Origin of the sequence: Flexivirga endophytica (assembly GCF_014640635.1) — a bacterium.
Taxonomy (GTDB): Bacteria; Actinomycetota; Actinomycetes; order Actinomycetales; family Dermatophilaceae; genus Flexivirga; species Flexivirga endophytica.
In genome coordinates, this window is the sequence record NZ_BMHI01000005.1 from 502547 (window position 1) to 517837 (window position 15291).

The following is a 15291-nucleotide window of genomic DNA, read 5'->3' on the forward strand; positions in this document are numbered from 1 at the left end:
ATGTTCACTCGCTGGTCACCAGCCGACCACCGAGCAGTCACGCGATGTCGAACGAAGCTCCTGGCTCAGGCATCCTTGGACGATGCGCTTGGTGCAACGGCTCGGGATGCCCGACGGCTTCGTGTCCGACGCCTCGGATGTCGCCGGTTCGAAGCTCTGCTGGATAGAGCGACCCGGTGTCAACTACGGGACGGTTCCGTTGCTGCTTGTCCCCGGTCTCGGCATGACCTTCCGCGCCTACTCCTGGCTGGTGCCGATGTTGTCGCCCGAACGACGAGTGTTGATCGTCGACCCGCCGGGTTGTGGGGACAGTGCTGAGCTCGCGGACTCGATGAGTGCGGACGCGCAAGCGCGCCATCTGCTCAAGTGGTTGCGCAGCACGGGAATCGAGCGCGCGGACGTTGTCGGCCACTCGATGGGAGCCATGACGGCCGCCCGGTTCGCTGCCGCCGCACCGGATGTCGTCGGCAAACTGGTGTTGCTGTCACCGTCGCCGGACGGCCGATGGCCGGAGCTGAAACAGCACATGTGGGCATTGGCCCGCGGGGTGTTCCGGGAGGCGCCGCGCACGCTCGTGCAGGCGACGCGTGACTACGTGACGGCGGACCCGTCCGTGATGACGGGTTTCAGCGACGAGCTCGGCCGATCCGCGCAGGCGGTCCTCGCCGGGGTGCAGGCGTCTGTCACGGTCGCGCGCGGGAAGAACGACCGGGTCGTGAGCGAGCAGTGGTGTCGCGCGCTGGCCGACGCTGTGGGCGCGTCGATGCGGACCGTGCCGCGCGCCGGCCACGGCCTGCCGCAACAGTGTCCGCGGGAGGTCGCAGCACTGATCCGTGACGCCTGAACTCTGCCGATCCCGGCTGATCAGCGCAGGGCGTTGAGCAGCTCGGCACCCGTCCACCGCGGATGTATGGCGCGCTCCGCGTCGTGCACCAGCGCAACCAGGCGGGCATTCACCGGCGCTTCCAGGTCCACTTCACCGGCGAGGTCGACCACGGCGCCGTTGATCCAGTCGACCTCCGTGGGACGCCCCGCGGCAAGGTCGTCCGCCATGGACGATCGTGCGGTGGGATCGATGGCCAGCACCTTGCTGCCGAGCCTCTGGAACACCCGGTCCGGCACCCGCAGCGCACGCGCCATCAGCGACGGCGACAACGCGGTGAGCCGCGCCGGCGCCGGCCCGGAACGCGCCATCACCCGCAGCGCCTCCTGTTGCGCCAGCGACAGGCAGCGCCGGAAACTACGGTCGCTCAACTCGGTCCGCAGCGGCAGACCGGACAGGGCGTTGATCGCGTTGTTGAGGTTGAGCAGCAACTTGGCGCGCAGCACCGCGTCCATGTCCGAGCGCTGCTCCACCGGGACGCCGGCGGTCGCGAACGCTGCGCCATACGTCTCCCACACCGGGTCGGTGGCGGCCATGATCTCGCCGGCGGTGGTCTGTTGGAAGCTCGCGCCGTCGCGCACCACGTTGAAGCCGACCATGCCAGTGACCACCCGATGACCGGGCAGCCGGTCGCGCAACTCCGCGCCGCCATGGATACCGTTCTGCAGGTTGAGCACCACCGCGCCCGCGGCGAGCAGCGGCCGCAACTGATCGGCCACCTGCTTGTTCGCGCCGGACTTGACCGTCACGACCACCAGATCGGCGTCGCCGACGACAGCCGGATCAGTGCCGAAATCCGGTGTCACCTCTAGGGATCCACCGTCTCGGCCCCGCAGGTGTATGCCGCCCGAAACCTGCTCGCGCATGGCCTCGCGACCCACGAAGGTGACCGGCGTGCCGGTCGCGGCGAGCCGGCCACCTACGTAGCACCCGATGCTGCCGGCCCCGAAGACACAGATCGTCATTGCCACACCCTAGGGAGTGGTCAGGCGGCGGTCGGCGTAGCGCTCGCGGGCTGCTGCGACGGCAGTGCGGTGGGCACGACCGGAGTGCGGCGCTTCTGGCGCTTCAGGCGTGCCGCCAGGTGGTTGGGCAGCGACAACCGGATGACCTTCATCCACGCCGAACCCACCTGTCGCGGCAGCGATCCCGAGGTGTACTGCAGGCCGTAGCGCTCGCAGATGTCGCGCACCTTCGGCGCGATCTCGGAGTACCGATTGCTCGGCAGGTCGGGGAAGAGGTGGTGCTCGATCTGGAAGGACAGGTTGCCGGTCGCGATGTGCATCGCCTTGGAGCCGTGGATGTTGGCCGAGCCGATCATCTGCCGCAGGTACCAGTCGCCGCGGGTCTCGCCCTTGATCGAGGTCTTCGTGAACGTCTCGACGCCCTCGGGGAAGTGCCCGCACATGATGACCGAGTGGGTCCACAGGTTGCGGCCGAGATTGGCCGTGTAGTTCGCGATCAGGGTACGGCGAGCTGAGCCGGTGAGCAGCGCGAGTGCCGGGTGCACGACGTAGTCCTTGGTGACCTGCGCGCGGATCTTGTTGACGACCTTCTTCGCGTCGCGCTTGAAGACCGCCTTGTCCTTGCGCCCGATGAAGTACTTGCCGAGCTCGAGGTCGTATGCCGCGATGCCGTACTCGAAGAAGCAGGCATTGACGAAGTTCCAGACCGGCTGGCCGAGGTAGAACGGTGTCCAGGGCTGATCCTCGTCGACGCGCATGATGCCGTAGCCCAGGTCGTTGTCGCGGCCGAGCACATTGGTGTAGGTGTGGTGCAGCTCGTTGTGGCTGTGCTTCCACAGGTCGGCCGGCGAGGCGTTGTCCCACTCCCAGGTGGTGGAGTGGATCTTCGAGTCACGCATCCAGTCCCACTGGCCGTGCATGACGTTGTGCCCGATCTCCATGTTCTCCAACACCTTCGAGACCGTCAGGCCGATGGTGCCGATGACGAACGCGGACTTCCAGCGCGAGCCGAGCAGCAGTGCGCGGGAGCCCATCTCGAGGCCGCGCTGCGTCTTGATGACCTTGCGGATGTATGCCGCGTCGCTGGCGCCTCGAGCCTCGAGGACGTCGGCGCGCACGGCGTCGAGCTCCTTGCCGAGTGCCTCGATGTCGTCGCGGGTCAGGTGCGCGACCGGGTTGTGTTCCTTCTTCTGCAGGGCAGTCATGGTGTGTCCTTCCGGATCGGAATGGTGGTCAGAGGTCGAGTGAAGTGGTCGGGTCAGAGATCGATGTCGCAGCGGCCGGCAGCCGCGGAGATGCAGGTCTGGACGAGGACGCCGTCGCCGGGGGAGGCGGTCGTCGTCTCGCCGGTGCGCAGGTCCCGGACGGAGCCTTCGCGCAGGGGCAGGACGCAGCCGAAGCAGATGCCCATCCGGCAGCCGGACGGCATGAGCACGCCGGCTTCCTCGCCGGCATCGAGGATCGGTTGCGCGCCGTCGCACTCGACGTCGCGGTCGAGGCCGGTGAAGTGCACGGTGCCACCGTTGCCGGGCTCGGCGAGGGCGGGCCGGAACCGCTCGGTGTGCAGGAGGTCGGCCAGATCTGCTGTCTCCCAATGGGTTTCGAGGGCCTCGAGCATGCCGGCCGGCCCGCACGCGAACGTCTCACGCTCACGCCAGTCGGGCACCAGCTCGTCCAGCTCGGCCGTGTCCAGCATGCCGTGGACGTCGGTGTGCCTCTCCTGCAAGGAGATTCGGCCATTTGCAGCCAGCGTGCGCAGCTCGGCGGCGAAGATGACGTCCTCGGGACGCGGGGCCGAGTGCAGTAGGACGACGTCGTCCAGGCGGTTGATCGTATGGCGCAGGATGCCCATCACCGGTGTGATGCCGCTACCGCCGGTGAGCAGCAGCATCTTCGACGGCAGGGCCTCGGGTAGCACGAACTCGCCGTCGGCCTGCTCCAGTTGAACGACCTGTCCGGTGCGCAGCGACTCCACGAGGTGAGTGCTGACCGCGCCGCCGCTGATCGCCTTGACGGTGATCGCGATGCAACCGTCGGTGTCGTGGCCGGAGGTCGGGCCAGAGGTTATCGAGTAGGCGCGCCACAGGCGCACGCCGTCCACGTCGACCCCGATCCGGGTGTACTGGCCGGGGCGGTGACCCCGCCAGCTGCGCCCGGGGCGGATGGTGACCGTCACCGCATCGGCGGTCTCGTGGCTGATGGACACGACCCGGCCGCGCAGCTGGGATGTGGTGCGCAGCGGGTCGAAGAGGTCGACGTAGTCCTCCGGCAGCAACGGCGTGGTGGCTGCCTTCACCAGTCGGAACGCGTGCGTGCGCCAGGTGCCGCGGCCCGATGGGGCCTCGCGGGACGGCGTACGGGTGTGCGCTGAAGCTGTCATGTCTACCAGAGTGCCTGCCCAACAGGGTCAAATTCTTGCCCTCAGCGGGTGAACCGGCATACTTAAATTATGCGCAGCGAACAATCTCACTCTGCTGATGTCGGCCTCGAGGTACCGGACTCGGTGATCAGCACGCTCACCGAGATGCTGCCTGCGGTCAGTGAGCGGGTGGTCGGCGCCGTCGTCGACGGCGTGCCCAGCTATGCGGGCGCGCTCGCCGGTGAGATGCGGGAGGCGATCGAGCAGGCGGTGCAGCTGGCGCTGGCGGGGTTCCTGCGCCTGGCCGGTGCCGGACCCGGCGGTGACCCCGGCACCCCGATGCAGGCGTCGGTGCACGGTGCCTACTCCCTGGGTCGGGGGGAAGCCCGCAGCGGCCGGTCGATGGACGCACTGCTGGCGGCATACCGCGTCGGTGCCCGGGTCGCCTGGCAGGACATGTCCGCAGCCGCCGTCGACGCGGGTCTGGACGCGTCCACTCTCGCGCGATTCGCCGAGCTCGTCTTCGCCTACATCGACAGCCTCTCCGCGGCGAGCGTCGCCGGCCACGCCGAGGAGCTGGCCGTCGAGGGACGCGTCCGTGAGCGGCGCCGCGAACGACTCGCGGGAGCCCTGCTCGACGGTCGCGACGAGGCCACCGTGCGCAAGCTCGCCGATCGCGCCGACTGGTCACCGCCGGAGACGTTGACCGCGGTGGTGCTGCCGGCTGAGCGGGTCAGTGCGGTCACCGCCCAGCTCGGCGCGGGCTGCCTGCGCGCCGAGGACGAGTCCGAGCAGGAGCCCGCCGTGGCGGTGCTGCTCGTCCCCGACGCCGACGGCCCGGGCCGGGTGCACCTGTTGCGGATCCTCGCCGGACGGCCGGCGTATGTCGGCCCGGTGCGACCGTGGCTGGCTGCGGCCACGTCATACAACCGCGCACTGCGGGCGCACGAGCTCGGCCTGGCCCGACGCGAGCCGGTCGACACCGAGGAACACCTGGCGGCGCTGGTGGCGTTCGCCGATCCGAGCGCCCATGCCGATCTGCGAGCGGCCGTCCTCGAGCCACTGGCCGACCTGCCGCCGGCGACGGCGGACCGGCTCGCCGAGACGCTGCGCTCGTGGCTGCTGCAGCAGGGCCGACGCGACGCCGTCGCCGCGCAGCTACACGTGCACCCGCAGACCGTGCGTTATCGGATGGGCCAGATCCGGGAGTTGTATGGCGAACGGCTCTCCGATCCGGACGTCGTGCGCGATCTGGTGATCGGGCTCGGCGTCTCGCGACGCTGAGCGATGACCGCGGCGACGATCAGCGCCTGCCCGGCCAGGTAGGTCAGCATCACCCAGAAGTCGTGGACCGGAAGCGTGACATCGGCGAACGCATGCAGTGCGATCAGGCCGTCGGAAGCCATGAAGACCGCCCCACCGACCCCGGCAGTCGTCGACACGCCCGGTGCGAGCAGCGCCATCGCGGTGAGGGCAGCGCCATACACGATCACCGGGGGAGCGAGGGCGCCCGCGCCGGGCAGGCACCAGCCGACCAGGCCGACGAACGCCGCGAGGTAGGGCCACCGCGCCCGCCACCGCGTCCACGGTGCCGACTGCTCGCGATAGGGGAGGAAGCCGACGATGTAGGCGACCTGTGCGAGCAGGAAGCTGCCGACCATGGCCAGGAAGCCGGGGTCCGCGGCGAGGAAGCGTGGCACGGAGTCGCCCAGCCAGGACGCACCGAGCGCGACCAGCACCAGTCGCCTCAGCCGGGAGCGTTCGGAGTCCGCGGCGAGCAGCACGCCGGCCAGCGCCGGCATCAGCAGGATCTGGGACGCCGAGCTGACCAGCTCGTCCTCGTCGACGAACTGCCACGCGAGGTGGACCGCTGCCACCACCCCGAATCCGGCGAGTGCGGCCCGACCCCGGGCGCTCCCGGCAACGGACCGGTATGCCGAGTGCAGTGTCCTGCGCAGCCGATTCATCCGGCCAACGTACTGGGTGTTCGCCTGTCCCTGGCTCGGGCGTTGAGCCGCTCTGCGCCGCGCGTCGATAGGCTGGATGTATGTCGAGTCCGATGAGCGGCGGCTTCGGCCGCCAAGGTGCCAACCTCCGAGCTGGCCTGACCCTCGAATACCCCATGTCGCTGGGGGTCTTCACCGAGTATGCCGACGCTCAGCGTGCCGTCGACTATCTCTCCGACAACGAGTTCCCGGTCGAGAACTGCATGATCGTCGGCACCGAGCTGAAACAGATCGAGCGTGTCGTGGGCCGACTGACGTGGGGCCGGGTGCTCGCCGGTGGAGCGCTCTCCGGAGCCTGGTTCGGCGCCTTCATCGGGTTGATCCTGTCGATGTTCGAGTCCGGCGTGAACGTGCTCGGCGTCGTCATCTCGACGGTTATCTTCGGCGCCGTATTCGGCGCTGTATGGGCCGCGATCGGGTACAGCCTCACCGGTGGAAAGCGTGACTTCCAGTCGGTGACGCAGGTGGTCGCGACGAAGTATGAAGTGCTGGTGGAGCACAAGTTCGCGATGAAGGCGCACGAGCTGCTCGACAACATGCCCGGTGGCGGGCCGACGCTGACCTGACCGGCAAGGACGCCGGGGAAGCCGATTCCTGACCGGGTCAGAGCTTCAGCTCGTCGTCGGTCGCGCCGAACTTGTCCTGCAGGAACCGGTAGCTGGCCAGCAGGCCCTCCGCGCCGTGGGTGCGTGCCTCCGCGGCGATGTCGTCCAGCGCACCGTGCATCAGCGTGATCTGCTCCTCCAGGAGCATCGCGCCGGTCTTGCCGTCCTGCAGCGGCTGGGTGTTGGCGACCGACGGCGGCAGCGCGAGATAGCCGCGCACGGCCGTCGGTGCGAAGTCCTCGTGGATCTGCTCGACCTCGAAGATCAGTCGGGCGCTGGCCTGGTGGGAGCGCAGCTCGGCGTAGAGACCGTCGGCACGGCGCAGCAGCCTGTGCAGGTTGTGCCGGATGGGAACGGGCAGCCGCGGGTCGTTGAACAAGCGGTTCAGCTCGAACCTTGAGTTGTGCATCGAGTGCTCCCGTGCCGCTGCCTGATGGAATGCGTTGCGTTGCAGCTCGCGAGCCTTACGCCGCCGGTTGCGTTGCGGCCCGCCGGTGAGGTACCAGAGGGCGATCAGGCAACCGAGAGGGAAGACCACCCAGGGGAAGTGGCCCGTGACCGCACCCGCGAAGGTCACCGCGGCGAGGCAGCCGAACGCGGTGAGCACCTCGTCACGCACCTTGTGGAAGGGGCGGAAGAGGAACTCCACGCTGGAGAACATCAGGATCACCATGCCGACATTGACGACCCAACCGGCCGGCGTGAATGCCAGGGCGACCATCGCCGCCGAGCACGCCATTGTCCGTAGTCGGGCTTCGACCCCGCGCCCGAAGGCGCAGGTCAACAGTGTGATGAAAGCACCTACCGCAAAGAGGTGCAGGATCCACTCCATGGCTCTCCCCGTCCCGTGAACTGTCCTTCCAGGCTAACCGCCCAGCGCCGGATCGGCAGCGTCGTTGTGGACGAACGAGGTCACCAGGTCGGGGGCGGCGAGCAGTTGCTCATAGGCGAGCTCGGCTGCTCCGACCAGTGGCGCCTCGCGAATCTGCCCTTGTAGCAAGGTGATCGGCGCTCGACCGATCGTGACCATGCCGCGCTGCAGGCCGATGCGCAACGATGGTTCGGCGAGCCGCAGGACGTCGGCCAGGTGTCCGCCGGCGACGATCGCCGCCGGGTTGAGCACGTGTGAGATGTTGGACAGTCCGCGACCGAGCCACTGGCCGATGGATGCGACGACCTCGGTCGCGACCTCGTCGCCTGCCTCTGCGCGATCGAAGAGGGTGTCCATCTCGGGGGACACGATGCCCGCGGCACCCGCGGCACGCAGGATCGCCGCCTCGCCGACATACTCCTCGAGGCAGCCGCGGTTGCCGCAATGACAGACCGGGCCGTTCGCCTGTACGGACATGTGGCCGATCTCCCCGGCGTACCCACGGCTGCCGCGCAGCAGCTCACCGCCGATGATGACCCCGCCACCGACACCGACGCGGCCGAGGACGTAGACGACGTCGGTGTAACCGACGGCGACTCCGCGCCGGTGTTCGGCCAGCGCAGCGAGGTCGGCGTCGTTGCCGACGACCACGTGGTCGCCGAGACGCTCCCGCAGCAGGTCGCCGACCGGCTCGTAGCTCCACTGCAGGTTGGGCGCGTAGACGGCGATGCCGCGGGGGTTGTCGATCATCGCCGGCAGGCTCACCCCGATGCCGACCCTGGTCCCGCCGGTTGCGGCGGTGAGGTCCCGGCTGGCCGCGGCGACGCGGTCCGCGACACTCACCGCGGATCGGTCGCGCCCGGACGCACGCCATTCGACCCGGCCCAGGACCGCGCCGGACAGACCGACCGCCGCCACCTGGACTCGCGCGACATCGATGTCGACCGCGATCACGTGCACCGCGTCGGAACAGGGCACCACCAGGTATGGCGGACGCCCTGCCCCGTCGCGGTGACGCTCCGGCGTGCGCTGGGTGACCATGCCGAGGTCGACGAGGTCACCCACCAGCGCGCCGATCGTGCTCCGGTTGAGCCCGGTGCTGCGGGCCAGGTCAGGCCGGGACACGGCTCCGTGCAGATGGACGTGGCGCAACACCACCGACAGGTTGTGCCGGCGGATCTGTTCGGGACGCGAGACAGATGAAGCGCCCGTGGCCATCAGCAGACCGGCCGAATGGCGGCGTTCAGCAGCAGCATCAGCAGCTCAGCCGAGTCCGGATGCGCCGGCACGACGCCGGGACACGGCGTCCACGGTCGCGGCGAGCAACAGCACCAGGCCGGTGACGATCCATTGCCAGGCCGAGTTGTTCGCGCCGCGCAGCAGGTCCGCCATACCGTTGATGATCACGGCCACGACCGCGCCACCGACGACGGCGTCGGTGATCTTGCCCTTGCCACCGAAGAGGCTGGTGCCACCGACCACGGCCGCGCCGACGGCGAGCAGCAACGTGTTGCCGCCGCCCTGCGAGGCGTTCACCGCGGTCTGCGACGCGAGCACGATGCCCGAGACGCCGGCCAGCACCGAGCAGATGACGAAGACCGAGATGCGGACCGAGTCCACCCGGATGCCGGCGCGGCGAGCGGCCTCGTCGCTGCCGCCGACCGCGTAGATGTGCCGGCCGTAGCGGGTGCGGCTCAGCACGAACCCGAGGACCACGACGAGCACGAGGATCACGGGAACGACCCACGGCACACCACCGAGGTAGGCACCGGCGACCTTCTCGGTCACCAGCTGGCCGTTCTTCTCCACGATCTTGGTGCCACCCGCGGCGTTGGGGGAGCGGTTCAGGTTGAGCACGACGGTGAAGACGACCGCGAGCACCGCGATGGCGCCCACCTTCGCCGCAGTGACCAGGACCGGTTCGGTCGGCAGGTTCCTGCGACGCCGGGCGTTGACCGCCATCAGCTTCTGCGCGGCGTAGCCGACGATGACCAGGATCGCCATCGCCCAGCCGGCCCAGCGCGGCATGTTGCTGTTCTCCAGCGCGACGAGGGCGTCGCTCTGCAACGACAGGTTGCCCTGGGTGTTGGCGCTGTTGACGACGATCTGCACGACTCCCTGCAGGCCGAGGAAGAGCGCCAGTGTCGAGACGAACGACGGCACCCGCAGGAAGGTGCGCATCCAGCCGATCAGCAGACCGATCAGCGCACCGACGAGCAGTGCGACGAGGACGGCGAGCGGCCACGGCCAGTTGTGGATGAGGAGTACGGCGACCACTGCGCCGCTGACTCCCGAAGTGGTGCCTGCGGACAGGTCGATCTCCGCGAGCAGCAGGACGAATACCAGGCCCATCGCGAGCAGGATGCCCGGAGCGGCCTGGGTGATCAGGCTGGCGAAGTTGCTCTTGGACAGGAACCCGTCCTCGACGATCGAGAAGACGAGGAACAGCACGACCAGCGCTGCGACGGCGGGCAGGGAGCCCATGTCTCCGCCCCGGATGCGCTGCCAGTAGTTGTGCAGGTAGCCACTGAGGCTCTTGCCGGTCGGCACCGTGGTCGCGGCCTCGGCCGTCTCCTCGACGGCGGCGTCGACCTCGGCTCCCGTCGCCGACTTGGTCAGGTGCGGGGTCATGAGGACGCTCCTGTCGTGGCTGCGGCGGGCTGGAGACCGAGGTCTCCGCTGCGGCCGGTGGTGATGAGTTCGACGACCTGGGTCTGGTTGACGTCGGCGCGGTCGACCGTGGCGGCCAGCTGTCCGAGGTAGAGCACCGAGATCTTGTCGGCGACCTGGAGCACGTCCAGCATGTTGTGCGAGATGAGGATCACCGCGGTGCCCTGGTCGGCGAGCCGCCGTACGAGATCGAGCACCTGGGCGGTCTGGGCGACACCGAGGGCAGCGGTCGGCTCGTCGAGGATGACGACCTTCGACTTCCACAACGCGGCCTTGGCGATCGCGACCGTCTGCCGCTGGCCACCGGACAGGCTCGACACCCGCTGGCGGACCGACTTCAGGGTGCGCACCGACAACGACTTCAGCGTGTCGGCAGCTGCGATCTCCATCGACTCCTCGTCGAGCACGATCCCGCGCATGCGTTCACGGCCGAGGAACATGTTCTGGACGACGTCGAGGTTCTCGCAGAGCGCGAGGTCCTGGTAGACGATCTCGACGCCAAGGGCGGACGCGTCACGCGGTGCGGACACGTGCTCCGGCTTGCCCAGGAACTCGTAGGTGCCCGAATCGATCGTGTAGGTGCCACCGATGCACTTGACGAGCGTCGACTTCCCGGCGCCGTTGTCGCCAACGAGGGCGGTCACCTTTCCGGCGTACGCGGCGAAGTCGACGTCATGCAAAACGTGGACTGCGCCGAAACTCTTGTTGATCCCACGCAGTTGCAGGATCGGCTGGTCTGACATGAATCTCCTAGCAGTGAATCCAAAAGGAGGCAGGTACGGGTGTGCGCAAAGGGTGCTGGTCAGGCGCGCAGCGACTGTCCGGGCCCCTTGGCCCGCGCCGCACTTGCACAGGCAAGGGGCCGGCCGGACGACGGTCCGTCCGACCCCTTGCGGTTGCGATGGATCGAGAGTGTTACTTGACGCCTGCGGCCGTGCACTTGGCCGCGTAGGCGCCCTTGCAGGTCGTCTTCTTCGGCGTGTAGCCGTCGTTGATCGGCTCGGCGACGTTCGCCTTGGTGATGGCGATCGGGGTGGCCAGGATCGCCGGGACCATCCGACCCGTCTTGGTGTCCTTGATCTTCTGGGCCGTCTTCGGCGCCTGACCGTTGGCCAGCTGAGCCGCCGCGTCGATGGCCGGGAACGCTTCCTTCTTGGACGGCTTGTAGATCGTGAAGCACTGCGTGCCGTCCATGATCCGCTGCAGGCCCTCGACGGTGGCGTCCTGCCCGGAGACGGCCACCTTGCCGTCCAGACCCTGCTTCTTCAGTGCGGTGACGACCGATCCCGCCATACCGTCGTTGGCGACCATGACGGCGTTGAGCTTCGGGCTCTTCTGCAGCATCGAGGTGAAGATGATGCCGGCCTTCTGGTTGTCCCAGTCGGGGACCGACTGGTCGGACAGCTTCTTCCAGCCCGTCTGCTTCTTCAGCACTGAGTCGTAGCCCTGCTTGAAGAGGGTGGCGTTGTTGTCGGTCTGAGAACCGTTGAGGTCGACATACTGCACCGCCGACTTGCCCTTGACCTGCGAGCACTGGGTCAGGGTCTGGCCCTGCAGCTCGCCGACCTTCACGTTGTCGAACGAGACGTAGAGGCTGGCGGATCCGCCCAGGGTCAGACGGTCGTAGTCGATCGTGTAGATGCCCTTGGACTTGGCAGTCTTCTCGATCTGGGCCGCGGAGGCGGAGTCGAGGTTGACCAGCGCGAGGACCTTGACGCCGTCGTTCATCATCTTGGTCGCGATGGTCGTCATCTGCTGCGCCGAGTTGTTGGCGTTCTGGATGTCGCACTTGAGATTGTCGGCCTCGCAGCGCGCCTTCAGCGCCTCGGGGTCGGAGGAGATCCACCGGTTGGACGACTGACGGTCCGGCAGGATGATGCCGACCTTGGCACCCTTGCCGTCGATCTTGCCGCCGGATGCCGCGGACGAGCCGCCGCCGCTGCTGGCTGCTGCGGCGGGGGTAGAGGCACCTCCGGCGCCGGCGGAGCTGCCGCCGCCAGAGCCGCCGCTGCTGCTACTGCCGCAGCCGGCCAGAGCGATGATGCCTGCCGCTGCACACACCGTGCTGAGCGCACCTTTGCGCATGGTTCCACCTTTCGGCCAACGGGCAGAGTCGGTTTCGTCCGAGCTCGAACCGCTGGAGGTCTGAATATGTTGTGCCCGGCAACATATCCGATCGGCGGGTGATGCGGGACACATTTTGCGGATTCAACCGGGTGCTTCTCGGATCGTGACTCAGCCGTTACATCGCGCTGCCGGAACCCGACGCGCGGGTGAGTGGTGCTCTTGAGGCAGATGAGGCAGAATGACGCTCACAACCACACATGGCACATCCACGGCACCTGTGCCGGACCGCTGCGCGCGAGGTCGTTGGGGAAGACGTCCCTCGCAAATTGTCAGGAGGCCCGGATGTCTGCCGCTAACGCGCGTGCCGTGACCCGTGGGGTGGTGTTCGTTCACTCCACCCCTGCTGCGCTCTGCCCGCACATCGGCTGGGCGCTGGAAAGTGTGCTCGGCGCAGCCGCCCCCATCGAATGGATCAAACAGCCCGTCGCTTCGGGGACGGTGCGCACCGAGCTGTCCTGGATGGGTGAGCCGGGCACCGGCGCCAAACTGGCGAGCGCGCTACGCGGCTGGATCGACGTGCGCTACGAAGTCACCGAAGAGCCCAGTCCTGGGTGCGACGGCTCGCGCTGGTCGCACACGCCGACGCTCGGCATACATCACACCTGGACCGCTGCGTCGGGGGACGCGGTCGTCGCCGAGGACCGGCTGCGCGCCGCGCTCGCTGCCAGCAAGGGTGACCCGGAGCTGTTCCGGGAGGAGATGGCCGAGTTGCTTGGCACTGCCTGGGACCAGGAGCTTGAGCCGTTCCGCTACGCCGGAGAGGGTGCGCCGGTGCGCTGGTTGCACCGGGTCTCCTGACCTGACATTCCCGGAACCCCTGATCGAACGACAGGGGAACTGGTTGAGCGGCGTACCCGACCAGCCCGGTCGCGTACGCCGCTCAATGCGTTGGTATGTCGCTCGATCAGACCGACTTGAGCACGATCGCGATGTTGTGACCGCCGAAACCGAAGGCGTTGCTCATCGCCGCGACATCGCCCTCGGGGAGCGCGCGGTTGTCGTCGATGACCAGGTCGAGGTCGATCTCCGGGTCGACCTGCTGCACGTTGATGGTGCGCGGGATCATCCGCTGGTGCACCGTCTGCGCCAGGATGACGGCCTCGATCGCGCCGGCAGCGCCGAGCAGGTGGCCCGTCATCGACTTGGTGCCGGTGAGCGCGACGTTCTCGACGTGGTCGCCGAAAGCGCGCTTGAGAGACACGATCTCGGCTGCGTCCCCGATCGGCGTCGAGGTCGCGTGGGCGTTGACGTGCGAGATGTCGGACGGCTGGAGTCCGGCCTCCGCGATCGCTTCGTTCATCGCCCGGGCCTGGCTCGCGCCCTCCGGGTCACCGGCAGTGATGTGGTAGGCGTCGGCCGACATACCGAGGCCCGCGAACTCGGCGTAGATCTTCGCGCCGCGTGCCGTCGCGTGCTCGTAGGACTCCAGGATCACGACCCCGGCGCCCTCGCCCAGCAGGAAGCCGTCGCGGTCGACGGCCCACGGTCGCGAGGCGCCCGTCGGGTCGTCGTTGCGTCGGGACAGGGCGTGTGCGGCCGCGAAACCGGCGATCGGCAGCGGGTGGATGGCTGCCTCGGTGCCGCCTGCGATCGCCACGTCGGCGCGGCCCTCGCGGATCATGTTGGCGGCCATCCCCATCGACTCCGCACCCGAGGCGCATGCCGAGACGGCGGTGTGCGCACCGGCGCGGGCCTTGAACTCCAGGGAGACGTTGCCGGACGCCGCGTTGGGCATCAGCATCGGCACCGTCAGCGGGTAGACGCGGCGGGGGCCCTTCTCCTTCAGGACGTCGTACTGGGCCAGCAACGTGTGCACGCCGCCGATCCCGGTGCCGATCGCGGCGAGGAGGCGCTCGGGCTCGACGTCCGGCTCGCCGGCGTCCTTCCATGCCTCGCGCGAGGCGATCATGGCGTACTGGGCGAACGGGTCGGCCCGGCGGATCTCGACCTTCGGGAGCACCTCGCTCGGGTCCTGCTTCAGGCTCGCGGCGAAGGTGACGGGCAATTCGTAACGTTCCAGCCACTCCGGCGGGAGGGGTCGGGCGCCGGACTCGCCGGCCAGCAGGGCGTCCCAGGTCTCCGGGGCCGTGCCGCCGACCGGCGTGGTGGCGCCGAGGCCGGTGATGACGACGCGCTTGTGTGCGCTCATGTACTTCAGGCTCCTTGACGAGGTGGAGAAGGTATGGCGGGTTCCGGGTGCCGCGGTGACCCGATGAGATCAGTCATCGGGTCACCGCTGGACCGAGGAACGACGCCTGGCTCTCGAAGGTTCAGGACACGGCCGAAGGCCCAAGGACACAGTCAGGGCTGAACTCGGCCGAGGAACAAGTCCAGGTTCAGGACACGGCCGAAGGCCCAAGGACACAGTCAGGGCTGAGCTCGGCCGAGGAACAAGTCCAGGTTCAGGACACGGCCGAAGGCCCAGGGACACAGTCAGGGCTGAACTCGGCCGAGGAACAAGTCCAGGTTCAGGACACGGCCGAAGGCCCAGGGACACAGTCAGGGCTGAACTCGGCCGAGGAACGAGGCCAGGTTCAGGCCTGCGCCTTCTGGATGTAGTTGACGGCGTCGCCGACGGTCGAGAGGTTCTTGACGTCGTCGTCGGGGATGCGGACGCCGAACTTCTCCTCGGCGTTGACGACGATCGTCATCATGGACAGCGAGTCGATGTCGAGGTCCTCGGTGAACGACTTGTCCAGCTGCACCTCGGATGCCTCGACGCCGGTCTCCTCGTTGACGATGTCGGCAAGACCCTGCAGGATCTCCTGCTCGCTCTGCGCCATGTTTTTGCTCCTTATTACGTTG

The 15291-nt window shown here is 68.2% G+C and carries 15 protein-coding genes; 4 read left to right on the forward strand and 11 right to left on the reverse strand.

All coding sequences use genetic code 11. The annotated features are described in order from the left end of the window. Positions 1–82 precede the first annotated feature (82 nt). Positions 83–844 carry an alpha/beta fold hydrolase gene (locus IEX71_RS17695; protein ID WP_188838348.1) on the forward strand — a complete coding sequence of 254 codons (762 nt, stop codon included), beginning with the start codon at positions 83–85 and terminating at the stop codon, positions 842–844. A 20-nt stretch (positions 845–864) separates the two neighbouring features. On the opposite strand, the gene IEX71_RS17700 is transcribed toward IEX71_RS17695, so the two are convergent. From IEX71_RS17700 to IEX71_RS17710, 3 genes are read right to left on the reverse strand one after another with little or no spacing between them, the layout of a single operon-like run. Continuing rightward, positions 865–1848 carry a 2-dehydropantoate 2-reductase gene (locus IEX71_RS17700; RefSeq protein ID WP_188838349.1) on the reverse strand — a complete coding sequence of 328 codons (984 nt, stop codon included), beginning with the start codon at positions 1846–1848 and terminating at the stop codon, positions 865–867. Between the two features lie 20 nt (positions 1849–1868). Next, on the reverse strand, positions 1869–3053 hold the full coding sequence (locus IEX71_RS17705; protein WP_188838350.1) for a fatty acid desaturase family protein: 1185 nt from the start codon (positions 3051–3053) through the stop codon (positions 1869–1871). A 53-nt stretch (positions 3054–3106) separates the two neighbouring features. After that, positions 3107–4228 (reverse strand): ferredoxin reductase, encoded by a 1122-nt coding sequence (locus tag IEX71_RS17710; protein WP_188838351.1) that lies wholly within the window; start codon positions 4226–4228, stop codon positions 3107–3109. Between the two features lie 69 nt (positions 4229–4297). On the opposite strand from IEX71_RS17710, the gene IEX71_RS17715 reads away from it, so the two are divergent. After that, the gene (locus IEX71_RS17715; RefSeq protein ID WP_188838352.1) at positions 4298–5491 is read left to right on the forward strand and encodes a PucR family transcriptional regulator; all 1194 of its coding nucleotides are present in this window, start codon (positions 4298–4300) and stop codon (positions 5489–5491) included. Here IEX71_RS17715 and IEX71_RS17720 read toward each other — a convergent pair. Further along, on the reverse strand, positions 5392–6174 hold the full coding sequence (locus IEX71_RS17720; protein WP_188838353.1) for a lysoplasmalogenase: 783 nt from the start codon (positions 6172–6174) through the stop codon (positions 5392–5394). The genes IEX71_RS17715 and IEX71_RS17720 overlap by 100 nt on opposite strands. Before the next feature lie 80 nt (positions 6175–6254). On the opposite strand from IEX71_RS17720, the gene IEX71_RS17725 reads away from it, so the two are divergent. After that, entirely contained in the window at positions 6255–6779 is a 525-nt protein-coding gene (locus tag IEX71_RS17725) for a YflT domain-containing protein (RefSeq protein ID WP_229749834.1), read from the forward strand. 37 nt (positions 6780–6816) lie between these two features. Here the strand turns inward: IEX71_RS17725 and IEX71_RS17730 are convergent, their stop codons facing one another. From IEX71_RS17730 to IEX71_RS17750, 5 genes are all read right to left on the reverse strand, one after another. Further along, the gene (locus IEX71_RS17730; protein WP_188838354.1) at positions 6817–7650 is read right to left on the reverse strand and encodes a hypothetical protein; all 834 of its coding nucleotides are present in this window, start codon (positions 7648–7650) and stop codon (positions 6817–6819) included. 33 nt (positions 7651–7683) lie between these two features. Further along, positions 7684–8907 (reverse strand): ROK family transcriptional regulator, encoded by a 1224-nt coding sequence (locus IEX71_RS17735; protein WP_505674077.1) that lies wholly within the window; start codon positions 8905–8907, stop codon positions 7684–7686. Between the two features lie 45 nt (positions 8908–8952). Beyond that, complete coding sequence (locus IEX71_RS17740) at positions 8953–10320, reverse strand: sugar ABC transporter permease (RefSeq protein ID WP_188838356.1); 1368 nt, start codon at positions 10318–10320, stop codon at positions 8953–8955. Next, a complete protein-coding gene (locus tag IEX71_RS17745) occupies positions 10317–11102 on the reverse strand; it encodes an ATP-binding cassette domain-containing protein (protein WP_188838357.1) in 786 nt (261 codons plus the stop codon). Before IEX71_RS17745 ends, IEX71_RS17740 begins: the two co-directional genes overlap by 4 nt. A 172-nt stretch (positions 11103–11274) precedes the next feature. Continuing rightward, complete coding sequence (locus IEX71_RS17750) at positions 11275–12444, reverse strand: sugar ABC transporter substrate-binding protein (RefSeq protein WP_188838358.1); 1170 nt, start codon at positions 12442–12444, stop codon at positions 11275–11277. Between the two features lie 324 nt (positions 12445–12768). Between IEX71_RS17750 and IEX71_RS17755 the strand changes: the two genes are divergently transcribed. Then, positions 12769–13284, forward strand: coding sequence for a DUF3145 domain-containing protein (locus IEX71_RS17755; protein ID WP_188838359.1), 516 nt, complete (start codon positions 12769–12771; stop codon positions 13282–13284). 106 nt (positions 13285–13390) lie between these two features. Here IEX71_RS17755 and fabF read toward each other — a convergent pair whose 3' ends face one another. Both fabF and IEX71_RS17765 read right to left on the reverse strand, forming a co-directional pair. Beyond that, positions 13391–14635 carry a beta-ketoacyl-ACP synthase II gene (gene fabF, locus IEX71_RS17760; RefSeq protein WP_188838360.1) on the reverse strand — a complete coding sequence of 415 codons (1245 nt, stop codon included), beginning with the start codon at positions 14633–14635 and terminating at the stop codon, positions 13391–13393. Between the two features lie 385 nt (positions 14636–15020). Continuing rightward, positions 15021–15269 carry an acyl carrier protein gene (locus tag IEX71_RS17765; protein ID WP_188838361.1) on the reverse strand — a complete coding sequence of 83 codons (249 nt, stop codon included), beginning with the start codon at positions 15267–15269 and terminating at the stop codon, positions 15021–15023. Positions 15270–15291 lie beyond the last annotated feature (22 nt).